This is a genomic window from Aquimarina gracilis, assembly GCF_035285365.1.
Taxonomy (GTDB): domain Bacteria; phylum Bacteroidota; class Bacteroidia; order Flavobacteriales; family Flavobacteriaceae; genus Aquimarina; species Aquimarina gracilis.
The window spans coordinates 589,126-615,355 of record NZ_JAYKLX010000001.1; the positions used below are offsets into that span (position 1 = coordinate 589,126).

Genomic DNA, 26,230 nt, shown 5'->3' on the forward strand with positions numbered 1-26,230 from the left:
GGATAACCCAGTCTCGTTATTTATTATTTCTCGAGTTCAATTGTGAAAAGATTATTAAAAGTAATTATACCCTCTTGTAATTGTGAAAGATTTGCCTCTCCTTCCAAAGAAACTTTTCCTTTCATACCTTCAAATTCCAAAGTTGTGCTCATAACATTATTTTCGGTTGGCGTAAATGAGGTATCAAAATTAAATTCTAATATTGGAGATCGTACTTCATGAAATACTAAATTCTCTGCTTGAATAGTTCCTCGTTGGTTAATGTTTATGGAAGTAATGACTTCTGATGTTATGGTCCCATCACTGGGCACCAGCATGCTTAGCACACAATCTTGAAGAGTCCCTATTATCTCTTCGGTATCGGGGTCTACCAAATCCATTAAAAAGCAATTGGCCTCTAATTCTTCTTCTGTCTTTGGGTGTACAATAGTTTTAGGTTGACCTAATACCGTGCCACGTCCGATGACTTTCAAAAGTATAGTTTCTGACTCTGATAGATCGGAATAGTCGTTATCATTATTACAAGCTAAAATGAATAATGTAATGATGATTAAAAAAATGATTCTCGTAATTTTCATGATAATTAAAATTAAATTATTGATAGATTAATTGCTTGCTTGTCTAAAAAAATCCCAAATAGTTGAAAAATAAAACCAAGTAAATATGTTTCATAAATTATTTTAGAAAGACAAATGTGTTTTGGTACAATAACAATACTAAAAAATGACTTGATCTATGTTGGGCTTTATCCAGGTGGTAACTTAAGACCAAAAATCGCTTGAAATTTGCTATTCCTGTATGTATCTAAATATTTTATTATCAAAACAAAGCTAAAATGTTTGGCTTTGTTTAGTTAAAGGACAAAATCGATTAATTTTAGTGTTCCTTCTTTATATGTTCTATTGTCGCCGTATTTTTTTTGTCAACATCTTCTTTCCATCCCAGTATGACTTCTTGAATTATTCCATTTTTGTCTAGAACCATATGGGTTGGATAAATAGTAATTTTTAATTCTTTAATGATTTTTCTTGCATCTGGCAGTTGTTTATAACTAAAGTCATTCTCTTTTAAAAACTTCCGTACTTCGTTATTTTTATTAAATGTAAATGCCAAAAACTCTATTGGTTCATCTTTATATTTTTGCATCAAGTAATTTAAAGAAGGTATTTCTTTAACACACGGGCCGCAGGTAGTAAACCAAAAATTTACTACCGTAATCTTACCTTTTAGATTTCTTTGATTTAATCTCAATCCTGCGGTAGTAACCAAATCAAAATCTGGAAAAACTGTATAGTAAAGCTTTTTTATAGTCTCATTCCTTGATTTAAGTAGTTTTTTTTGCTCTTCTATATCTGTTCTTGAAAGTGTAACTTCCTTTTCACCATTTTCTTTAGAGATGGTTTTCATATTAACAGGGCCGCTCTTAAAAAGTTTTTCTACAGCTTCTTTGGTCATAATTTCACCATTTTTATTTTTGTAGACGATATTTGAATCATCACTTTTTTGAGCATTTACTATTAATATTGATAGAAGTATTAATGTTTGAAAAACTGCTTTCATAAAAATTAGATTTATATGTTAACTAAAAATTATAACCAATCTGTTATGCTTTTTAGAAACTAAGCATGTAAAAAGGTGTCAATTAGAATGATTTTTATTGTGATACAAAGAACAAGTATGTTGAGGATAGCTTTTTAAGCTTACGAGTTATTTTACTAATAATAATGTAAAAACACGTATCGCAAAACGAATATACTGGTGTATTATAATATCAAAAAACTTCTTGATCATTACCTATATTAAATTGGGCAAAAAAAGCATTATAGTATTCTTGAGAAACATGATGAAAACGATCTGCCTGCTTTGCTTCAGACCAACCAGATTTTATTCTTTCAAATGCCTTTACATTATTATAATGAAGCTGTAATAAAGTTCTGGTTATTTTTTCCTTTTCAATTTCTTCAAGATTATTATTTACCAAAACTGGACCTAAAGGAATTTCCCCTGAAATCCAAACAAGTTTTACTTGGTGCTTCAAAGTTGAATCATTTTCAATTTGCTTGAAATATTCATTACTTCCAATGGTGCATAGATCCACCTTCTTTTCGAGCAATTTTTCAAAATTTGCAGTATGATTACCTGCATAAGAAACAGACTTAAACTCTTCTTCCAGTGATTTTAGATGAAGTGATTTAAATAGAACTCTAGGAATAAAATTTCCAGATGTTGACCCTTTCTTTACTAAAGAGATTGAAAGGTTTTTTGCGTTATCAATAATATCAACTAGTCTAGTAATACTATCGTTATTACTTAATAAAACTGATTTATAGTTATTTATAGCATCTTCTTTTATTTTAAAAGAAGCTACAGGTTTCATAATTTGTTTTTCCTGAAAAAGTGTTAAGTATCCTAGGGTATTGATAAAGGCAACATCTACTTCATTTGCAGTAATACCTTTGATCAAAGAATCAACAGTGGGATAACTATGTATTGTAACTTTTCTATTTAAAGTATTTTCCATCTCAACAGATAATGGCTCTAAATTATTAACTCGATCATTTGTCGCATATTGATACGTTGCCAATTTTATGGAGTTATTGTTAGATTTATAGCATCTTGCCAGCAGTAAAGAAATTATTATAAAAATTATGTGCATTTTAGTTTTTAAAACTTGAAGATGTATCCGATATCTCATTTTTTCCTTTTTTAATTTTTGATTTAGAATTAATCCTTATACAAATTTTTCCCTTCTGGCCCGTGGTATCTTATTGGATAATGTTATGGGAGTACTATCTTAAAGATATTCAGAGGCCAGGGGATAAAACTTGGGGAAACTCTATTCCTCTTTTCTTGTTTTCTGAAAGATAAGTAGGAAAAAAAGGGGTAATCAATATTTTCTAAACATTCCTTTTGGATATGCTTCTTGAAATTGGATTACAAAAAGGTTACCAGCCGGGGACTATGTAAACAAGATTCACATTAATCAACTTAATTATAAAATATTAACCCCGTCACCCAGCCGATTCCTTTTTGATCAACTTAATCAAACAAAAACTGAACTATTTAATTCTTTAAATTTGTTAGTTTCCCGTGGCAAAACTTATCCCAAATCTTGTTATCATTACATCGACATCTATAGTATGGTTACCACCATAAACTGACTCTATATAATACTTGCCACTTTTTCTTTTTATTCTAAGAACACTAATTTCTCCATTATGAATACTGGATTTATAACCTACAACACAGGCATTATATTCACTATCATTAAATGATTTTGTACCATGTTTTATCAATTTATCTACCCCTGATTGGACTCCAGTAATTCTATGAATTTGTATTGGAGTTTCCCCCAATACTCTTACATGCCCTCTAATATCCAGAGCTAGTTCCTCTCTATTCCTACCTATTTGAACTGGATTTCCTTCAGGATTAATCTGAAGAATATTATTGTGCGACTGTACTTTTTTTGTTTTTATATGGGGAGTATCCATAAAATCTAATGCACCTATGTTGTCCCCGAAGATTCTTCCTTTAACTTCCAAAGGTACACCTGGGTTTGTATGATTAATACCAACATGACCATTTCCTTTGATTGTAAAAATTTCTTTTCTTGAAGTACCATTATTATCATTATAAAAAGCATAACGCCCCCCACTAGATCCTATATTAAAAGTAAGCTTACTGCTATTATATCCAAGCCCATATACATTTCCTCCGTTTTCATAAAGAGCAATTTTAACATCTGCAGAATCTGTACCCAATGACAATTTATGGTTTGGATTTGAATCTCCTATACCAATGTTACCTTCGCCTTCAATAGTAAAAATCTCAGTCTTAGGATCCGAATCTTTATTATAAAAGGCATATTTTGCCCCATTATGTCCTAAATTAAAGGTAAATCGATTTGATTGTATCCCCAATCCATAAACGGTACCCCCTTTATAAAGAGCAAGTTTTGTATCGGCAAGACCAGATCCTAAGGATAGCTTATGATCCCCGAGATTAATATCATTTTCTGCATCAAAAAAACTTCTTACATCTCTCAATAAGCCATTCCATTTTTCTGATGTCAAGAACGTATCATCGCCTTCACCACTAATTTCTAATTCATCAAAATTTATCATCTTTTCTATTTTTTATTATTATTTTAATTTTCTATTACTATGTTGTGGCCTGTTGGCCATCTTCTGGTACTCGTTCTAATATCTGCCATGAGTATTGATCGGTCTTTGACCAATTGTTCTTTAAGTAATCATTCGCCTCTGTATAGCTATCAAAATATCTATCACTTATACTCTCTGGAGGGAGTAATTCATCTTTTGATAGGATTCTGTACGTTCTATCTTTTAATGTGGGTAGCTCTTCGATCATCTCAAAAGTATCCCATGATTTCCTGCGCTTCTTTTTACTATATAAAGCCATATTCTGCACACCTTCTTGTTGCCAATGAATCGACTCGTCTTCTAAGGCGACACCTGCTCCTTCTTTCAACTCTATAACTTCGATGTTAAAATTACCTTCAGATCCCTGGTTAGAAATGTCATATGATGCCTCCTTGATAAACAATTGTACCCCTGCCGGCATTAAATCGAAATCTGGATGAGCAATCTTTTCCTGATCATTTAAATCCTCAAAATGACCTCTTGAGAAATATTCTTTTAAATTATTTTGGTCTCTTACCGCTATATCATCACCTCCTGCAAACGAATAACTCTCAATTACATATTTCGTTCTAGCCGTCATATAACTACTACCAAACTTGCTAATATCCTTATTGAACGGAAGCAACTTTTGGCGTAGTTCTAAATGACCTGAAGGGTATAAGAATACATCACCTTCGGATTCTAGTTCCTCAAAACTGCGTAAACTTTCTGAAGTCGATACATCTTTTGGTAATTTACTACTCCAGTTACTAGGCTGTTGTAACTCATGGCCTAGCTTTTCTCCCAGATCTTCTGGACTCATGAGTGCCGGAACAGGATCCTGGCTACCTCCCCAGCTCTCATTGAACTTAAATTTGTAGGAGAACCATAGCACTTTAACTTTGGCATAACCTTGTGCTTTCCAAGGGCGGGGACCACTTAGCAAAAAGTTTAGGTCGACTCCTGCAAATGTTCTTCTTTTGTAGCTCAACTCGGCCGAAAGGCGAATATCACTCTCAAAATAAAATGGATCAAACTGAAATAATGCATTAAAGCCTAAATAAGCTACAGCTTTGGCTCCGGATTTCTTTAACAGCGCATCTGCCGTTAATCCAACCTGATACGAATTTGAAGTAATTGCCTGGTAATATTCGCAACTTAGCCTAAATATATCGCCACGCTTAATCAAAGCTGATAAACGTTTAACATCTGGAAAACGATCTGGTCGTTTATATCGAGGATGATACCCTCCTAGCGATACTAAAAATTGCGGAGTATCACTCCAATCTAACATAAAAGCAAAACCACCCGATAATGGAATACCTACAATCTGAGAATCTCGTAAAACTCCTTCTATCAATACATAAGAGGCACCAAAATTAAAATCTCCAAAAATATCGGCATGTAACTCACCTAGTTGTTTATTTGCCTGTTTATTGGGCAAGTATACTGCCAAGCTTCCTAATAAAATAACACGATCTTTAAATGGTAATTCTACCAAAATACCCAGATCCAACTCTAAAGCTGTGGGTGTACCATACCCAATCTTAAAAAAAGGAGCTGCTACATAATGATTCTTTTGCTCTGGAAATACCCCCCGTAGATCACTTATAATCTTGGATGCATTTTTTAATACATCTTTCGGAAACACAATATTATCTATGTTACCGCTTTTAACTTTATCTCGCAGTACATCTACCTTCATAGTGCGATGTATCCCTAGTAAACCGCCAACTCCGTTGAGTACAAAACCGAAAGCCAATTGAATCCCAGGTGTAAATAAAGCGCTTAAGCTCACTAACATCGAAAAACCATCCTGACCATTGGCAAGCTTTGTGCTAATTAAGCCTACTGCTGCAACATCGATTTCTAAACTATCTAAACCTAATCTCGCACTAATCGCTCCAGAATAATCACCACTATCTTGATCGTATTCTAAAAAACCACCGCCACTTATAATTGACGAGTCTAAGTTTATCCCAATGCCATGAGGGGGTTTGAAGTCTAAGTCTAACCCTAGGTTTCCGAAAATTACTGAAGGATTTGTAAATGACTGATCGATGAGCTCTTGTCTGTTGTATGGAATACCATTTAAAGACACTCCAATATCTTCAATTGTGAAATTAACTGGACCAAGACTTCCTGAAAGCCCGAAGCCCATATTTGCCTGGCTTACCTGATTATTGCCTTCTTTCTGGTCCAATGAAAAGTTAAAATCATCTACATCTACAGGGCCAATTTTCTTATTCAAAATTGTTTTTGTATCGAAAGAAGGATTTCCATTAAATCGTATTCCCTTTTTATTTGACCATATAATTTCAGGAGAAAAACCGCCTTCGATAGGACTACTTTTTATGAAACTACCTAAAAATCCATCTAATTCTTCAAAATCTATAACTGCATTTAACCCTGGATTACCCTCAAAGCTTACCTCTAATTTGGTTTCCAGATCATCCGGAGATCCTTCTACATTAAAATCCAGGTTTATATTCCTAACTTCTAACCTGGTAGAATCCTTCTGACCGATAATAATTTTAGGTTCTGAAAATGTACTTTTAATCTCAAAACCGGCATTTACATCCAACTCACCTGTTTCCAATCCAGCTTGGTTAGGAAAAACCTTGAAGGTAAGAAGATCAGATGTATCCGCTCCTAAACGCCAGTTTAATTTGTAATCTTCATTCAATATAATTTCTTGCCCTACCTCTCCTTTTGATATAGGTTTAATTAAAAATCCAGAAGGTGCCTCATTAGATCCTATTTCTGGAATCGGTGTTATGACCAAACCTAATTCTGTAATTACTGAAACCTCTTCAGGAATATTAGGAGGCAGTTCTATTGGAATTTCTGAGGAAAACTCTGTTCTGATCCCGTGAAATACATTAACAAACAATTCCATGACACCATGCACCCTATTATAGCCTTCTGTAGGATTATGTTCTGGATTATTTAAAAACTCGTCTGAAGGTATTATTACATCTGAAGATACTTTAAAAAACTCTAGTGTTTGCTGTAAATTTTGCAGTAATTCTAAATGTTTTAAACCAACGGGCTGTTGCCCCCATTGATAATACTGTTTAAAAGCTTGCAATGGGTTGGTCACCAGTTTTACCAATTGACCCCAATCAAGTATTGTTTTGGTGTAAGGAATTCTAAACTCTTCTTGAGGGTCTCTTTCTTCAAAACGAATAATTCTAAAAAACTGGAATAATGCATAAGCTATAGGCACATACTGCTTTAGGTAACTTACCATAAGATCATCCAGCAAATGATCGGCAATACTACCCCAAAAATCACTTTCCGCCAAAGGTCCTTCAAATTCCGTAAAATCGCCAATTTCAAATTTAGAAATTAACTGTAAGATATCTTTGCCTTGTTCTGCCAACGATTTTATATCCGAAAGCTCTAAAGTATCTTCTTCTTTTTTTGTTTTTAGTTCCCTGGCCTTTTCTATAAACTCATTGAGTGGTTCTTTAAACACCAATACTTGGTCAATCCTATTATGAATTTCGTCATTTAATTCTATATCCCATCCATAAGAATAAAACAGATGTTCTAGACCTTCTAGAGAACCTATATCTTCTTGTAAAGGCGTTAATATTTTTTCAAGGGATATATATAAATATTCTAATTGCTTTTTCATTTTGTTCTTTTTTATAGTTCAGTTTATTCTGGAATAGCTAAAATGTCAATACTGCTATAAGTGGCTTGATCCATCATAGCTTTACCTAACGCCAATAAAACAACAGCTTTCATTTTATTATCATCTACCAAACCAGAATCAATCAAAATTTTTGATTGACAATGTCCTAGACCTTTTTTTGCAAGAAGTTTTGAGAATATCGCCTTGTAGTTTTTCAATTCTTCGAGCACAATTTTCTGTCCCAAATCCAAGCCTGCTGCATATCCGTATATGAAATAAGAAATCCAAGAAGGAAATGGTGTTCTAATCTTAATTTTTAAATGATAATCATGTGCATTTTCAGGTTCATATGCTAAAACTCGCATGTTAAAATCGTCAGGGAAAGATTCTCCTTTGGTTAACATATCAAAACCAATCGCATTTATGATTCTGGCAGATTCTCGAACCCCTGTTACAACGCCAACTTTCTCATATCTCTCCTGACCATCTTGAATAGCAGTAGCCAAATCTTTAAACATCAAAAAACCACCAACAAAATTAAACGCAAGTCCGAGTCCAAACATTATTCCGGTCGCTCTGGAAACTGTTACTGTAATTGACGAACCAACACCGGTTGCTCTACCAAAAGAAACTGTCATATCAATGATCTGAAAAGCGAACTCGAACGTGGCAAAATAATAGTTAGAAGACCAATAATCGTATATTGTGCTGTTATCTTCTATATAAACCGTCTTTAATATCTCCATAAGCTCCTCCCTGGTCTTATCTTGATTTTCTACCAAAACATCTATAAATTGTTGGAACGTTTCGCAATTTATTTCTCTCAGCATTCCTTCATCGCTTAGTTCTACAAAATTCAGATCTTCTTTTTCTAAAAATTTAAATGTTGGAATTGGTTTATCTCGAGGACTATTTTGATCTATAAATCTAGAATCCTCTGGCCCTGCTTTAAGTTCTATTTGTATTACTTCTCCAAATGGAAGTTCCTTCTCCATAAAAAGATCTGTTTCAAAATCTTTATCATGCTTTGTCGAAGATTTTACTTCTTTCCAAACGTTATGAGGAGGATATGCATTCTCTGTACTATGTTTTACTTCTAAAGGAGTCAATGAAACCCACGGATGATGCAAATCGTATTTTGTTTTTTCAAACTCTCCTGTTTCTTGAAAAAAATGAAAAAAATCTAACTTTCTCATTAAAGCTTCTTGAGCTTTGCGTAAATAAAATGCATTTCCTTTTTTATAGGATGATCGCAAATAATATATAAAGTCAAGGAGTTCTTCTTTACTATGCCTATCTAAATATGCCAATAACTCTGTTCCTGGCGTGTTACAATCTGTAGAATAATAAGTTAAAAGAGAATCTATCTGTTTTTCAGTTAACGAAACCCGAACAATCAGTCTAGTTGCAGATGAAAGAAAGTTTTCTACTTTTTCTTCAACAAAGAACTCACTTATATTGTTATTTTCATTTTTATCATGAGTAATTTTCCAGACTGGAGGGTTTTCTTGAATTCGTCGTATTATAGGGTTTGTTAAAGGGTAACCTTCATTTTGAAATTCATCAAGTAGACTAATAGGCTCTTCTCCTTCTATTTCCAGCGAGGGAAGCCCATCAAGAAGTTCCACAAATCTTTGATATCGTTCAAACTCATTTACGTCTTCTAATTCCCCTTCTTCAAGGTCAATAAAATAGGAACCTAATTCAAAAAGCTTACCTCTCAACTTTTCATCCTGATGCTCATTCGCAAAAAACTGATACGGTACAGATGGTAATGTGGCGTTATCAATAAGTTTGTAATATACCTTTAGAATTCTAGTATAGTTTTCATCATTTATAAAATTGTGATATTCATCTTCAATTCTATATAATACATTATAAATATGCTCTTCAAAAACTTCACCTTCAAGCTCAACTTCTAAGGTAATCCCGTCAAAAATCAACCAATGATTACGATGTACTCTAATTTCAATATCTTCTGATAATGATAAGTCCTTTAGTTGAAATTTTTTCCTAACATTGTCAGGTAAAACATGATCATTAAACGAATTTATCAAAGAATCATATTCAACCTTATTACCTTCGGTAACATTATTTCCTTGCAACGTATAATTTGATAAAATGAAGGGCTCTCCTGCTTTACCGGGTGTTATTAATTCATTTAATACTTTTTGAGTTCTTGTAAAGGAATAATTCTCATTTCTAGGTATCAATCCTTGCAATTGCAAATGATCAAAAAAATCAAACCTCGAAGTAAATTTTTTATCTTGTCCAATTCTTTCGTGAGAACTGAAGTACTGATATTCCATTGGCGCATATACATTTGCCCTTCCTCCAAAAAAAGAATACAATCCATGCATTGCATCAAAGGCATATCCAAATCGACAACATCTGATAGTAATCCAAGAATCATCTAAAAACTTCTTGATTACTTCGTTTCTTTTATTTTTGAAATCATTAAACTCTGGTGCACCCTCCCAAAAAGCTACTTGAAGATTTTTTATTGACCCCGCTGAGAAATACTTAAATTTTTTGTTTTTTCCACCTAAATTGTTGATAAGGGGTAACGCTAATGTAGTTCGATTTCCATGTGCAAGTATTACAAGTTCACGAATTTGATTAATATTTTTTGATTGAATCTCATCAAACAAAAAATCAATCATATCTTCGAGATTTGCCACTCGATGCACCACATGGTTTGGGTAGAATAAATCAAAAAAAGCTTCTCCGGCTATTCCATAACCATCGGAGGGTGACGTAAGATTTATTAAATAATCCTTTACTCCATCTTTTAATGGTAAAGGGTATTCTTGTATATTATTAAAAATTCTTTCGCCTCTAATAATATTTATTGGTATAACGCTCATTTTCAATATATTTTGAAGCATTAAGCAGCTTATCTCCACTTAACTTATCTTCTATTTAAAAAGGTTTCTTGTTTTGGGTGATTTAGTTGGTATTACTATATTAGTGTAGATAGCTTTACCGCTACTCGGGTCTGTTTTCTAGTCATTACATTCCCTATAAAAGCGGGATTATTCCAGTTACTATCACCACCAGGTAATTTACCGTCTAAATATTCCCCTTCTTCATGGCCAGCAAAATCTTCCCATCCAATATTTTCGGCATCACCTGTTACATCCAAACCGTATTGCAACTCTGTGATACGTTCTTCAAAAATTAAGAAATAGTCTTCGGCATCAGCACTTACTAAGTCAAATCCAAGAAATACAATATCTGCTCCTATTTCTCCCTCAAAAATGGGAAACTTTCGGTTTTCAGAATTTGTGAAATCTGGTTTTCCATTTGCGTTTTTAGGAACAAGGTATATGAGTACATTATTGAACTTTTGCAACAATTCTGCTCGTAATAAAATGACCGTCTGATTTTGATTTTCTTGATTGGCATTGGGTTTACCATCAACAGGGTGGTTTCCTAAATTTGAAGCCGTACTCCACTCTGAAATCTGCGCGATATCTTTATCTTCATCACGCGTTAACAACCATTTTTCTACAGCTTCTTCATATAGAGTTGCTACTTGTTTTTGAGTACTATCAGGATTTGGCTCGACATATGCAGCTTCTATTTCTTCAAAAGTGTTGTAAGCATTCCCAAATTGAATCGTAAGCTGTTGTAAAAGTTGTTGGCCATAATTGGTGTTCCTAAAATTTTGTTTTTCTTCAGGATCCAAAGAATATATTGTGGTATCCCAAAAACTTCTAAAATAACTCCCCCTCATGTCGGTTGGAAATTCTCTCCACCGCAGCTCTGACGCCATTTCATGATTTAACCCTAGCATAAAAGCTTCGACAAATTTTCGATTAGATTGTAGCAATCCTACCGTATTCATAGGTATATTCTCTAATCCCGAAAGGATATATTCTTCAGACAACCCCTTAAGATAATGATACATGGGTTGATGAAATTCTGGATACCATTTTACTGGTCTAAGCTCGTCCTCTTTATCAGACAACTGATTCAGTAATTTCTCGCGCCCTCTAAACGACTTTGTTCTTTGTTTGATTCTATCCACAATATGTTTATTGGGATCCATTGCTCCTTTGGTTTTTTCAACAATGTTATCTACCCATTCTGTTTCAAGAAAATCCTCACTTTTTTGATAGAAATTACTAGGAGTTCCTTGATGGGTGTATCGCTTCACCCCTTCGACCCTAAAACTTTTACTCACTAAATGACTATCTTTTACTTGAACCAAGGCGTCCCCTGTACGAATCCCTTTCCTTTTATTGAGATATTTTCTAACCTTTTTATGAGTTAAATGATCTGTTATATGGCTGGCTTTGAGGTATGGTGCTATCGTAGTATTTGGTTCATTACCTTCTCCCTCGATCAAGACTTTGTTTTGTAGAGGTAGCGACAATTTAAAATAATTATGAGGTTGTAATTCTTTTAACCTTTTATTCATACATCCAGAAAGTTCTCTACCAAACCTTCCTAGATTGAGTTCCCGATTTACTTTTTTAACTTTATTATATTGCTGCCAGGCAGATTTCATTAGGCCTTCCTGATTTTTCTTAACAAACTCTACACCCAATCCGGCAATCGTTCTGTATCTAAAATCAAGATTTACCTCTTCCAACCACTCATTACGGTCTACATTAACTTTTTCTGAACTGTTTTGCTTGCCTGCATACCATTCTCCATAAACTGGTGGGGTAACTCGTAGGATGGTTTCTTCATTATTATGTTCAATACCTCGATTAAAAAGCTCTGCCAACTGTTGTTTTTTCTCAACTGGCATAGGGTCGTTACCCTCTTGTCCATTTATTCCTGTAAGCGCCGATTCGATGGATAAAATGAAATCTGGTTCATCTATTCCATACCCTGGATTACTAAAATCGATAGTTTTTGAGCCCAGATTTTGAATTTCTCTTGGCACTATTTTTTTAACCAAAGTGTCAAAATTTCCTTCATCACCTGTTCTAAATTTCCAATCATAGAAATATGGCATTACTGATCCTATTGCTTCAGAAGGTTCGTCCCAAAGAAGAGCTCTTCTATCGATGTCTTCATTTGAGTTGCCAAGGGCTGTTTCTGCTCCTATTTTGTATGTTGGAATTAAAAAAGCTCTGTATGCAGTATTGGGTTTCAATCTTCTGGCACATATTTGTCTACAGATTACTTGATCCGGGGCGTTTTTGATTTTATTTTCAAGCTCCTTCGGACTTAATCCTTCTGTTTGAATTGTATTGACATGAGACCACCTCCAGGACTGGTTTAAATCGGGTAACACAGCATTGCTTTTTATTCTTATTCTCGGTGGAAGATCCTTTGATGTACTTCTTTCTTCTGTAAATTCTGCATCTTCATTGTTTCCAGATTGCAATACGATCAAAGACAACCAGGGAATCCAGTTTTGACCTTCATTCACTGTTTTGCAACTGTACCTCCAGACAAAATCAGGTTCAGAAAACTCTATAAAAGGCACCTGAGAGGGTTCAAAATTACTAGTGTTTTTATTTGGAAAAGCCTTTGAAATAATCTTGGTATTTAACCCGGTTACATCTCCAGGGCCTAATATAGATACTTCTTTATCTATCTGTAAATTGGCAGAAGTATTATCTTTCAGGTTGGTCTCTTTTACTTTAAGGTTAATGTTTATTTTGCTTCTTTTACCAGTGTTATCATGGTCTGCTATGGTAGTCATTCCCTGTCGTACATGCGACCTGAAATAGTTTATTTTTTTTGCCATTGTTTACTTTTTTAAAAAATTAAAGCGTCATTATCGGTTCTCAATCTTATCGAACTGCAAACCACTACTTCCTTCTCCTTTTCCTACAGATATTTTTCTGCCGAGCCAAACAAATGTTTTTCCATTTGCGGCTCTTGCTCTTTGCTTGGTGAGTTGTACTCGTACTCCTTCTCGCGGTATTGCCTCTTCACGAATAGTAGTAATATCATTTTGGGCCAGACTAGAAATAGGGTTGATATCAGCCAATTCGGTATCTATATCATTACGAACCATTACAGCCCTTCTGAGCTCAATGTGTTTTACATTATCTTCTATATGAAAAGGTAAATATGGAATCCAATTGGAAGGAACCGGTGATCCTAATCTAAATCTTGGAATACTACTATTATTTTGTTCTTCTATCCCTGAACCCACAAAAGGACCGTTTAATTCAAGGTGCAAATCATATCCGTTTGTAGGTTTACCCATGCCATTAGAAACTGTTTTCTCTACAGCCCATACCATATTGGCATATTCGTCTCTCAAAAACAGAAGTTCTTCAAGTGGTCTTGATTCTTGTTTGAAAGTAGTTACCTGGGGTAAGTACAAAAAGTGTTCTTTTTTATTAAAAAGCGGTTCTCCTGGTAAACGGCCATTTAAAGCATCATATTTACGTATTTTAAAGGCATCCCACACCTTAAGTCCATTACCATTTAATCGTACAGTTTGCTCGTTATTCTTAATTCTGGTGGTTATCCCAAAGACATCTTTTACATCAATGTGATTTACCCAACACATTTCTCCTAATTTCATTTGCAATGGAATAGTAAACCAGTCATTATCTGAAGTAAGTGTAAAATCGGATATGAGAAGTTTTACAAAATCGGATTCATCCATATCCATTTCATCGAGTTGAAGAATGTTATCTTCAAAAGAAAACAATCGCCTATCTGGAGATGCAGCAAACGAAACCCTTGTTGGCATAAAATTTTCGGTATTTTGTGTCTGCTCATCAGGGTCTATATCTACGCCTGCACTATCGAAAGAGTACCAGTCTAAGTGACCGTTTTGATAATCTGGTGCTTTTATCGAAGTGTTATCGGGCCCATGTACCTTAAACTCATGAGCAAGATGTTTTGGGTTCCAAGAAGAATGTTCGTCGGGCTCTACATGCAACTCTTTATACCAATTCTTCAATCGATCAATAACTTCAGAAAGTTGTGCTGCATAATCAGATGGTAGAGTTTCATTTTCAATAGCACTTAATAACTGACCGCCATCAATAACCTTTACTGACATAAGATCAAAGAATTTTGAAGATCTCTGATCCATTTCTCCTAATGGTTGTAAGGGAAACTCTACTTGTAGGCCAGCGATTAAATCATTGGCCTCATCAAAAGGTATCATATCCTTAATCAACGACGCTATTTTTTGACCAATTCTTACTTTACTTCTTAAATCATTAGGGTTGATCTTGACTGCTTCAACTTTGGGCTCTAAAGGTGCCCCTTCTAAACTTTTTGGATTTTGGAATCCGGTAAAGGAATACGCATCAATTTGTTGCTTTCTGAAATTTGCCTGTGCACTTATTGGCGAGCCATTATCCTCGGCATTAAACTCTCCGAATTGCCACTGTCTGCCTAGCATCCAAAGTGGGTCTGCCACTCTCATTTCTAATCCGGATTTATTATTTGCATCCCGAGATCTACCCTCGATTCTGAATTGCGGAGGAAATTTTACCGGACCTTCATTTACAGGAAACAGGTTTCTTTTTATCTTGTGATATAAACTCATTATTTTATTTTTTTGACGATATGTTAAACCAATATGTCATAGGTAATACATACCCATACTCTTTTATCCCTTCTATATCTACCATTCGTATTTTGTATAAATCCATTGTATCGTATAGAATATCTCTTAAGTGGGACTCTTCCCAGTCAAACACATCATTTTCGGTTGCTCTTGGATGTACCGCCAATAATAACCCTTGTGGAGGTTCATTATTAGGGGTGTCATAATTGAAACTTAATCCAGTATTTGCCTGCTCATTTGGAATATGCTCGGCAAATTCTTCTATTACTAACCCGAAAACAGATGCTTGTAATGTTTCTCCCTCTGACATATAAAGAATGCTACTATCTGTATTATCGGGATAATAATCACCATTGGCTAGCGGGTAAGATTCTCCAGTTAACGGATCTACAAACGTTGGTAAAGATTCATACTCCTGATCAAGAAGTCCATCTATTTCTTTTTTTGAAAGTCCAACCCAGGGATAATTGACTTGTGAAGGATTTTGAAGGATTTTGTAGGTATGATTTGAAACACCTGACCATGTTGAATGAACCATCAACCACTCTTCAAAAGACTCAACGTTTTCTTTTACTTGAGCCAAACCTTGTATCCAATTAAAGATACGCTCATATCCCCATACTTGACTAGTAGTATTATTTTCCTTTCTTCCTATTAGAAATTTTTGATTTTCCGAATTAACTCCAGTTTTATAATGATCTGAAGCTACTACCGGTGGGAGCAATTTGAAATCATTTCCGAAAAGAAGTTTTGACAACTGTTTTAAATAATTGAAAGCAGTTAAGAAATCCTCCTCGGTTTCATACTTATCAAGTAATGAATTTATAGAATCTATCTTTTCTTGTATAACCGCTTTTAATTGCACTAGATTAACCTTATCTACATCGACAAGAACCGTTTTTGCTTCTTCAATATCAAATTTTGAAAGAAACATCAACTGGGTTGCATCAATATTATCTGCAGCTACTATTTCTTGCAGGGATTGTAATAGTACCCCTAATCTGTTTGTTTTTATATGATCAAGCGCTTCTCTGTTAATTAAAATATGTTCATCTTCAGTAGTTAGATCATTTATATCTAAATATCTACTGTTTTGTAATAGCTTTTTGGAATGGTGGATAACTTGCAGGGCATTCTTCAAAGACCTGAAATCCTGTTCATTATTGGTAATTACAAATTGAATACTTTCGGGTAGATCTGGAAGTTGTTCTTTAACGTACCTATGGATTCTAAGTTCTAACTCACTTGTTCCATTTGAGATAGGTTCATCACTTACCGAAAGTAAATCTAAATAACTTATTTCAAGATCCGATAAAGCCACTTCTATAGTTTGTATTGGAGTATTGGTCTCTTCGACAGTGTCGAACAACTCTACCAAACAATGAATACTACTCATATCTCCTATAGATTGTTCTAACCACTTCTCTATAGAAGGTTCTAAAAGTGCCCGAGGATGATCAATAGTATATTCATCACTAATTTCTGGAAGCACCATAATTAACTTATGATTAATTGCTGTACCAGGTATACGGGTTTTTATAGACTCAATCTCTGGGGGTTCTAGTTCTCCTTTGGTTGCATCGATAGCCGCAGCTGCTTGACTTAAATTACCTTGTGTTACTTGATAACCTGCCTCATAGAATAACATATCTAAACTAGCATCCAAGGTATCTTCAAGTCTTTCTATAAGTGCTATAACCCTAGTTTTGTTTTGATCTGATATTGAATTTGGAAGACTTTCCTTATTTCTGATTGCTTTTAACCCATCGATCACACTTAGGTTTACAAATCCTTTATCGCCATCTGTTACATTTTGAAACAATGGAAACTCTTCCCTAAGGTTATATATTTCACTATGTAGGTTTTCATCCTGTAGATGTCTTTCTAATTGATACCCCAAAAGTGCTTCCAATTGTTGATCTTGTCGAATACCCTCGAGTAATTTTTCTCCCTTTTGTATTCTGTCGGAAGTTAAATTGGTAGTAAAGGGGTTACTTACTTCCTCATGTTCATGAGATAAAAATAGGTTTTTAAAAATCGAGGAAGTGATATTTTGGGCAGTAGTGGGCGTATGAATTATACCTCCCAATTTATTATCTACATCGGTCATTGATTCTAAAGATGTGACATTACCATTTACTTTTAAATTTTCTAATAATCCATAGGCTCCAAAATATATTCCTCTATCATGATTAGCAGTTTTTCGCAAGGATTCAATTTTTGAAGCTGCTAATGAAGTTATCCATGCGTCAACGCGATAACTATTTAAATCGATAACATTGCGAATTGCATTTACCTGTGCTTCGAACCTCTCTTCACCTTCCGGAATTTGATTACTAACCTCTATTATTTTTTGGCCTAATTCTATAAATAAAGCCTTAATTTCATTACGCTTTTCCTCGTTTAGTACAGTAAACAGAATAGTCCCCGGTTTAATTTCTTCATTTGTACCTTGATTGAAATAATGCTTTTTAATAACCCCGTCAAATGGAGCCCTAATATCGGCAACTTTACTTCCTTCATTATCAAGTATCTCAAGAACTACATCACCTTTACTTACTTCCTGCCCTACGGATTCTTTTATATCCCCTAAAGTATATATTGCATCTTGAGCTGTTTCAGAAAAAGGAAGATCAAACACCACATCTCTATGATAAAGCTGCATAGCATTGCTATAACTTCTTAGAAAAAGATCCACAAACAAGTTTAATTCTCCTTTGTATTGAACCAAACCTTGGTGATTTTCGGCAATCAAATCATTTATTAATTCTTGGAAACCTGAAAGATCCTGATCTACCAAAGAGAAAGTATCTTGAGTTTCTTGTTCTAATCCCTCGATTGTAGATACCATAGCTTCACCCTCATTAAATTTTATTACTTTGGCATCTAACTCTGTAAAACTAACTATAGGTGCTCTTAATATCTTATCCACTTCTGTAGTTAGCTCCTCGCTATTAAGGCCTATCAGCTCTGAAAAAGAACTCACATTATCCTGTACTATACTATACTCTTCGCCAAGGTTTTCCAAATACTCTGTAATCGATTGATTATCTGGTCTCTCTGTTAGTAATTCATAGGCTCTACCCCTAAAAGCATTGTATTTAAGCGCTCTTATTTGAAATTGATGAGAATGTTCTTGCATACTTAAAATCTCAAGAACAGTTTCCTGGGTATCATCTCCTGTTAACCGTGGTACTTTATGCTCTTCATGATGTACCATATCTATCCATTTTATCAAAAGTTGCGCAAATATTTTGGTCATCTTATCAAAAAGATTATCCGGCACGGGGATGTCAATCTCACTAACATTCATTATCGGAAGAATACCGTAAGGTTGATTCCCAATTTTTATAGGTCGATATATTCCTTTTGATTTTACGTATTTAGAATAGTGTTTCCAGACAGATTCATGTGTTTCATTCGAAATCTGCTCTCCAAATAGCATGAACAAGGGTTGCGCTCCCATAGCAAACCACGTAGCTTTTTGATATAATTCTTCGAGAGTATCCGGGGATGAGTTTGCATTTTTTACATGCTCCATACTACTGGTATCAAAACCTAAAGCTGTAGCCAAATTTTTCCCTGCAGATGCTATTTGAATGTGTTCGATATGTTGCGAATTATCTGGTTCTAACTCCAATCCTTCTACGGCATACTCATAACTATCTCTTACTTCAAACTCCTCACGTATAGAATGCCCACTACTTACATCTTCAGAGTTATTGGTTGGCGTGCCAAATTCTAAGAAAGAGAACCCTTCAGTATATCTGTGATTATCTAATAGATTAGAAAGTCCTTGACCCTGAACTGATGTATTATCATTTGACCTAAATCCAGTCACGATAATCCTTTCAAATTCCAAATCATCTCCTTGGTCTAACAATATTCTGATTCCCATTCCCTGTTCAACTGCAAGATCAAAATCTTGTATCCATTCATCCCCCTGTCCAAGCGCTGTTAATCCATTTTGATCTATCAATGATCCATTATCTGTATATGTTGGTAAATTGGTTGTATCCCCCTTTTTATATAAATAGAAATTAAATTTACGGGGTAACCAATTAAACTTAAAAATAGTTTCCTGATTTTCTAAAGGTTCTTGGCTATTTAACTCCTCATTTGTAATTTGGACTAACCAAGACGCCCGATATACTCCATATTTGGCAACCAGTTCTTCCCAAAACAGTCTTTTTGAAGCATCGTCTTCGAGAGTTTTGAAATGCAATACATCTGTTTTTTCTTGAGGATTGAGTAATTTCTCATGACTTTCTAAGAAAATTTGATCTGGAAAAACTCGTATCCACAATTGGACTCTATTATTTCCAATGTTTATAAACCTGGTCTCTAGTTTTAAAGGAAGTAAAAGAATTGGTATTTTTGAAATAGGTGAATTACTCATAGTTATTAGTATCAATACTTATGCAGAAAATTGACTGCATTTTATTTTGTTGATTTTTGATTTTTGGATGTTGACTTTTTGCTTGAACCTTCTTCTTTTTGTGTATTAAAAGCTTCTTCAATAACATGAATCGCTCCACTGATTCGAAGCATAGTACTTTTAAGGTTCATAGTTTCTTTGTCGAGCTCGATTAATCTTTTTTCTCCTAAGGAATATTCGTTCTTTAAATGTTCCAGCTTCATTTCAAGATTTTTTTTAAAATCCATATCATTAATATTAAAATTGGTTTTGTTATATATTTTAAGATTTATCCAAGTGAAAACAGCGTTAATACAAGATTCCTAAACTTCCTTTTCTTTCGGTACAGGTTAGGTGTCATTCCTGTATTTTTCTTGAAAGTCTTATAAAAAGAAGATTTAGAATTAAATCCTGATTCGTAGCCTATGGATAGTATAGTATAGCTATCAAATCGTTCATCCTTTAACATCCTTTTTGCTTCTTCTGTCCTGTAATAACCGATGATTTCTGAGAAATTTTTACTGGAGTTTTCACTGAGGATATTTGATAAGTACCCCGCTGTTATACCGAGCATTTTTGCTGTTTTGTCAAGGCTTAACAACGCATCGGTATATATTTTTTCTTCAGTTATCAGGGTCATAAACTTTTTGAAAACGGCATTTTCTTTATATGGGAATATCTTTGGATTTTGTATTCCAATTTCTTTGGTCGCTTCCTTATCGACCTGTTTTCTATATTTCAGGATCTCCAATTCCGATTGATTTTTATAGAAAAGTCTTCTAGAATAGATAAAATTTAAACCTGAAACTAAGGTTGCTCCCAACAGATATGAAAAACAACTCAAATGTATTACCTCCGTATCTATAACGAAGTACATACCTGAAAACACAATGCTTAGCTGCAATACAAATAAAAGAGTCAATATAGTTTTAGGATGAAAACTAAAATAAGCTCTTCCAATGGGCACACCTTGTTTTTTATTATTCTCGAGAATAATAAAAAACACATATCCCGCTACAGAAAGAACTATAATAAGAGCTACCATTTTTATTAGGTGCAAAGTGTATATGATTATGTTTAAAACAAATTCCAACTTTTCAGGTATTAAAAAATTAAGCGTTCCGATTTGGTGACTCGACAAAATTAATAAGAGGTATAACCAGGGGAGTAGAAAACACAGTACACTCTACGTGAACAGCTCTTAAATTAAAAGTGAACCAGATGTACTATTTAGGTAGACAATCGAAGCTTAAAAATTTGAATTATGTAAACAATAAATTCATTAAGTGCTGAATATCAAAACATTAAAACAAAAATATAGTAAACAAGATTAATTACAGTTTACATGCAAAAATTTTGGAACTGTTATCCAAATGATGTAAACCATTAAAAGAGTTATTGAGTGATTTTTTTAGATCTAAAAAAACATAACCTCATTTTTAATTGGATATAGGTAAGTGTTAGGAGAGTATTAATTTTTAGTATTATGAAGTTTTAGGACTAATGCTTTCCAAAGGGGTTTTACATTTATGTACTATCGAAAATACCATACAAAAGGTATGTTCTTAGTTTTTTAAGTCACTTAACTTTATATGTTATACTATGAAACCTCAATTCTATTTTTTAAAACCCACAGGGCAATTTATTTTACTTATTCTTTTTTTAATACTATCAAATAGTTTAAAAGCACAAAATAAACCCATAGATGATCTGGATATCTCAATCACACATCCACGAATATTTTGGAATGTTGAGTTATTAGAAAAAGCAAAAAACTGGTATCTGCAAAACCCTTTTGAACCTACCCGAAAAGAAGTTCTTTCGATATATGATGGATCGCAAGCCATAGAATTAGCATTTGCATACTTGGTATCTGAAAACATGAAATCTGATGCCGAACGAAGAGACTATGCCAGAAGAGCTATTGAATGGGCAAAATTGGCGCTTCAGGAAATTGAGTCTGAAAATTTTGAAAATGGAGCAGGCACATGTAATCGCTGTAGATGGTATGGTGATGGCTTGTTTCTGGTTCTAGATTGGTGTTTTGCAGAATTAACAAACGAAGAGTGGAATCAGTTTTATAGGTCAATAATAGATTTCATTCCTCTTTGGAATACTGCAGACTGGGGAGGGATTGATCAACCCCGAAGCAATTTCTTTCATGGCTATACCAGAAACTCTATATATGCCGGGATTCTGCTATATCATGAGAATAGAAGTTTTGCTATAGACATGCTTAATCACGGATTAATTGACAGATGGAATGTTTTCAAAAATTATGCTAACCAAGGAGGAATTAGCGGAATTCAATCGGAAGGTACATCTTATAATGTTGCAATTCAACGTTACCACTTATATACAGGTGTTTCATTGATTAATGCCGGGTATGATTATATTGGAGAAACCGATTATTTTAGAAGAACTATTGGTTTTAATTTATATAATGTAGCTCCCGATAGGGCATATGTTACCCCTAATGCGTCACAAGAGGATTCATTTTGGTTACCTTTTCCATACGGAGATGCAGCAGTCTTTATGAATGTCAACGAATGGAGCCAAACCTATCGAAACGGCTATGCCCATTTTATGTTATTACAAGCCTTAATTCGAAAGGATGATGGTAAATTATCGCAATATGCCAAAGCCTGGGTAGATAAACTGGAATTTTTTAATTATAATTATCCTCCGTATAAATTCGTAGAAGCTGTTACAAGTGATCTTCCAAAGGCTAGTTTGTCAGAACTTCCTCTTGACTATTTTGCTCCATATGGAGGACATACACCTTATGGATATACGAGAAATTCCTGGGAAAAAGATGCTACGGCGATTCATATCCAATTGGGAAAACCACCTTTAGGAGGGCATGAGCATATGGATGCCGGTTCATTTACAATTGCAAGAGGTAATCGTTATTTAATTATCCCTCCTAGCGGTAGAGGTTACGGCAGTAGTTGGAAGATACCTAATTATGACGGAGATAGGACTCAAGGTATTGATGTTCAAAACACACTTGCCAAAAACACAATTTTATTTGGTAAAAAAGGCTCAACCGCAGCAGGTCATACTACTGAAAATGTTGATCGATTAATGAGTCATGATTATTTTTTCTATGCTGCAAATGATTTAACTCCAGCTTACAAAAACTATGACAATCCTACTTTCAGTAGTAATGTAAACGTTAAAAAGTTTGAGCGCGAAACCATTTTCATTAAGCCTCTAGAAACTTTTGTAGTCTTTGATAGAACCGAATCTGTTGAAAATGAAAATCAAATAAAAACATCACTATTACACACTCAGGGAGCTCCTGTTCAATTAACACAGAGAAGATATTCGGTAATTAATAATGATCACGAAGCAATTATTGATATTTTATTACCCACAAATCGCGAAATATCCATAATTAATGAAACTCAGGTAGAAGGATGTGGACATTGTCGTGATAGAGAGGATGATGCCCATAGAATTCAAATCGAAAATAGTAATGAAGGGATCGTTTACTTTTTAAATGTTATTCAAACCAAAGCCACAAAAGATCAACACCAAATTTCAACCAATTTACAAGAAACTGATACTACATTTTTGATTTCCATTAAACATGAAACAAAAGGAAGTGCGGTAATAGAGTTCGAAAAAGGTATCGCTTCGACCAAAGGAAGAATAGGATACGACCCTATAGAGTCCCCAAAACAATTAACCTCTTTACCCGAGAAGCCTCAAGCCATAGATGTAACCAATGATGGCCCTACATGGTATGAATTAGGCACACTCCCTCCACCTACCGGTACTCCTGATATTATAGAAGAACCAGAACTTATTGATGTAACATCTCTTAATTTGGAATACCGCATTGAAAACTCTACACTTTTTATAAATTTCAACAACAATCAGATTGCTAAAACACGCGTAAGATTTTATGCTATAACCGGTGCAAGAATTTATGATTCAAAAGCCCAAAATGTAACCAATGGTAATATCGCTTTAGAATTACCAATTCTCGCAAAAAAAGAAGTATACTTTCTTAAAATTAGCACCAATATGGATAAAAAGGAGAACGTATTTAAGGTTTTTATTGATCAATGATTTTTTTTGACCAAGGCAAGATCAGTTATCAAAAGTAACCTTATTGCATCAAATTAATTCAGTAGAAACGCTTAATAAAAAAACCTTCTAAATTAATTTAGAAGGTTTTTGTACTCAAGGCAGGAATCGAACCCACACTCCCGAAGGAACTTGATTTTGAATCCAGCGTATTATAAACTTTATTAAACCATAGTAATCCTTAACTTCTATAAATACCTTATTTATAACACATGAGCGTTTTTAGTAATATATAATAAAGTATGTATAAGATCATATTTTTTACACCTATGTTTAACTTGAATTAGTTATTGTCGAAAATATAGAGAATATGGTATCTGCAAAAGTAATCTTCTACCGAAGCAAGAAAAGATACGATGCAAAACACCCTATCGCTTTACGAGCTATAAACTGCGAAAAAAAGGACCGGATATCGCTGATTACCTATTAAAATAATCCTGTAAACAAGTAACTGTTTACACACTAGTTTAAAGCTAAAAAATCTTGCATAAACATGGTGTATATCCCTATATTTTTAGTATTACCCATACAACACTTTGTTTACAGCTATGGTTTAAACGTTTAGGTTTTATGTTAATTTACTCGTTAACTTAAAACCTTTTAGAACAACGATGAAAACCCCTTAAGAACTATTTTAAAATAGTATCTTTAATCTATTTTGCATAAAACAATGTCGTCTTAACAAGGTTCAAATTAAATGAAAAAGCTCCTGTTTCTAATAATTTATATACTAGTTCCACTTTCTATAACTTCTGCTCAGGATCGAATTAACAATGATCGCTCTTTATATAATCAAAAAATTATTGCTGTAGAAGATAGTGTTGCGAAGTATAAATCTTTATCCAGAAAAGCTTATAGAGCCGGGGATTTAAAAGCTTTTAAAGATTATAGTGACATTGTTTTGGTTATAGCTGAAGCAAATCATCTAGAAGAGACAAGAATTCGTACGCTGGTCAATATCGCAATTTATTATCAACAAACGGATCAATATGAGCAGTCCTTAGACACCTATCTTCAAGCCGAAGAGCTAGCCCTAACACTACCGGAAGATTCTTATGTGAAAATTCTAATAGCGGTTAATTTAGGGAACCTGCATATAGCGATAGGCAATGATGAAATGGCTATAAGAACCATGAAAAATGTGATCGAGTTGGCCAAAAATCAAGATGATCCGGTTCCGTTTTATAATGTTGCTTATAGTGTATTGGGGACCGCATATCTACATCAAAAAAAGTTTCAAAATGCTTTAAAGTATATGGAACTGTCAAAAGATTTGGCAATCAAAATGGATCGTAATGACAATTTGATACGGGCAATGATTAACATCTCAGAGTGTTATATAAAATTAAATCGATACGAGGATGCAATTGAGAATAGTACCCAAACTTTAGGACTTATTACTGCCAAAGAATCAATAGAAAGTAAAGCCCTAACCCAATTGACCATTGCCAATGCATTTATCGGCTTAAAAAAACCTTCTCGAGCATTGGCCCCCTTAAAGGAAGCCAAAGAAATTGCTATTGCAGGAAATTTTCTAAAAATAAAAATGGACTCGCATGATCACCTATCTAAAGTATATGAGTCATTAAATGATTTGAAAAACTCATTAAAAGAACAGAAAGCCTATACTGAAACCCGAGGGAAGTACCTAAAAACGCTTTCCAAAGCCCAGCGATTAAAACTAGAAAAAGAATCTGAAATAAAATCTGACATAATATCTCAACAAAAAGAATCTATACTATTTCTAAGCAAGGAAAAAAGGGCATCCATTTTTGCAGGAGTAGTTTTAATCATTGTATTAATTGTATCCTCGGTTGTTTATTATAAAAGACGCCAAAAACTTGCTCAAGAGTCTTTACAATTACAAGGAGATAAATTATTATTGCAAAACGAAAACGAAGCACTAAAAGATAAACTAAATGCTCTGGCTGTAAAGATTCAAAAACAGCAAACACCAGAAAAAGAAACAACTACACAGCCCAAAAAATCTTCAATTCCTCAAAAAGATCAACAACGATATATGGAGCTTATCTTAAATTATATGGAAAAAGAAAAGCCCTTTTTGAATCATGAGATTAAACAATCTGATATTGCAGATAACTTAAACATGAGCGTACATCTTTTTTCAGAAATTTTAAATGTTTGCTTTCAAAAGAATTTCAACAACTTTATCAATCTATATCGAGTTGATACGGCAAAAAAAATGATAAAAAATCCAAAATACGAAAACTACAAAATCCTGGCTATTGGATATGAAGCCGGATTTCCTAGCAAAACATCATTTAACAGGGTATTTAAAAATCTGGTTGGACTTACTCCGTCAGAATTTCAGAAAAAAAATTCTCTTTCAACAAGTCAATAATTTGAAACCAAAAATATTGATTTGAACTTATTTCTAGTAAATATTAATCAATCTCTCT

At 34.0% G+C, this 26,230-nt stretch carries 13 protein-coding genes; 2 read left to right on the forward strand and 11 right to left on the reverse strand.

Annotated features, from left to right (window positions below):
* Positions 1 to 23: 23 nt before the first annotated feature.
* The 11 genes from U6A24_RS02460 to U6A24_RS02510 form a co-directional block, all read right to left on the reverse strand.
* A complete protein-coding gene (locus tag U6A24_RS02460; protein WP_324178349.1) occupies positions 24 to 578 on the reverse strand; it encodes a hypothetical protein in 555 nt (184 codons plus the stop codon).
* 298 nt (positions 579 to 876) lie between these two features.
* Positions 877 to 1,560, reverse strand: coding sequence for a TlpA family protein disulfide reductase (locus U6A24_RS02465; protein ID WP_324178350.1), 684 nt, complete (start codon positions 1,558 to 1,560; stop codon positions 877 to 879).
* A 211-nt stretch (positions 1,561 to 1,771) separates the two neighbouring features.
* On the reverse strand, positions 1,772 to 2,695 hold the full coding sequence (locus U6A24_RS02470) for a phosphate/phosphite/phosphonate ABC transporter substrate-binding protein (RefSeq protein WP_324178351.1): 924 nt from the start codon (positions 2,693 to 2,695) through the stop codon (positions 1,772 to 1,774).
* Positions 2,696 to 3,080: 385 nt separating this feature from the next.
* Positions 3,081 to 4,127 carry a hypothetical protein gene (locus U6A24_RS02475; protein ID WP_324178352.1) on the reverse strand — a complete coding sequence of 349 codons (1,047 nt, stop codon included), beginning with the start codon at positions 4,125 to 4,127 and terminating at the stop codon, positions 3,081 to 3,083.
* Positions 4,128 to 4,164: 37 nt separating this feature from the next.
* Entirely contained in the window at positions 4,165 to 7,788 is a 3,624-nt protein-coding gene (locus tag U6A24_RS02480) for a DUF6603 domain-containing protein (protein ID WP_324178353.1), read from the reverse strand.
* A gap of 23 nt (positions 7,789 to 7,811) precedes the next feature.
* Positions 7,812 to 10,655: a hypothetical protein gene (locus U6A24_RS02485; RefSeq protein ID WP_324178354.1), complete on the reverse strand. Its 2,844-nt coding sequence runs from the start codon at positions 10,653 to 10,655 to the stop codon at positions 7,812 to 7,814.
* A gap of 95 nt (positions 10,656 to 10,750) precedes the next feature.
* Positions 10,751 to 13,501, reverse strand: coding sequence for a hypothetical protein (locus U6A24_RS02490; protein WP_324178355.1), 2,751 nt, complete (start codon positions 13,499 to 13,501; stop codon positions 10,751 to 10,753).
* A 30-nt stretch (positions 13,502 to 13,531) separates the two neighbouring features.
* Positions 13,532 to 15,274 carry a hypothetical protein gene (locus U6A24_RS02495; protein WP_324178356.1) on the reverse strand — a complete coding sequence of 581 codons (1,743 nt, stop codon included), beginning with the start codon at positions 15,272 to 15,274 and terminating at the stop codon, positions 13,532 to 13,534.
* A gap of 4 nt (positions 15,275 to 15,278) precedes the next feature.
* Entirely contained in the window at positions 15,279 to 19,694 is a 4,416-nt protein-coding gene (locus U6A24_RS02500) for a hypothetical protein (RefSeq protein ID WP_324178357.1), read from the reverse strand.
* A gap of 41 nt (positions 19,695 to 19,735) precedes the next feature.
* Entirely contained in the window at positions 19,736 to 19,960 is a 225-nt protein-coding gene (locus tag U6A24_RS02505) for a hypothetical protein (RefSeq protein WP_324178358.1), read from the reverse strand.
* 41 nt (positions 19,961 to 20,001) lie between these two features.
* Positions 20,002 to 20,757: a helix-turn-helix domain-containing protein gene (locus tag U6A24_RS02510; RefSeq protein ID WP_324178359.1), complete on the reverse strand. Its 756-nt coding sequence runs from the start codon at positions 20,755 to 20,757 to the stop codon at positions 20,002 to 20,004.
* Between the two features lie 557 nt (positions 20,758 to 21,314).
* On the opposite strand from U6A24_RS02510, the gene U6A24_RS02515 reads away from it, so the two are divergent.
* On the forward strand, positions 21,315 to 23,792 hold the full coding sequence (locus U6A24_RS02515; RefSeq protein ID WP_324178360.1) for a hypothetical protein: 2,478 nt from the start codon (positions 21,315 to 21,317) through the stop codon (positions 23,790 to 23,792).
* 715 nt (positions 23,793 to 24,507) lie between these two features.
* Entirely contained in the window at positions 24,508 to 26,172 is a 1,665-nt protein-coding gene (locus U6A24_RS02520) for a tetratricopeptide repeat protein (RefSeq protein ID WP_324178361.1), read from the forward strand.
* The last annotated feature ends 58 nt before the right edge of the window (positions 26,173 to 26,230 follow it).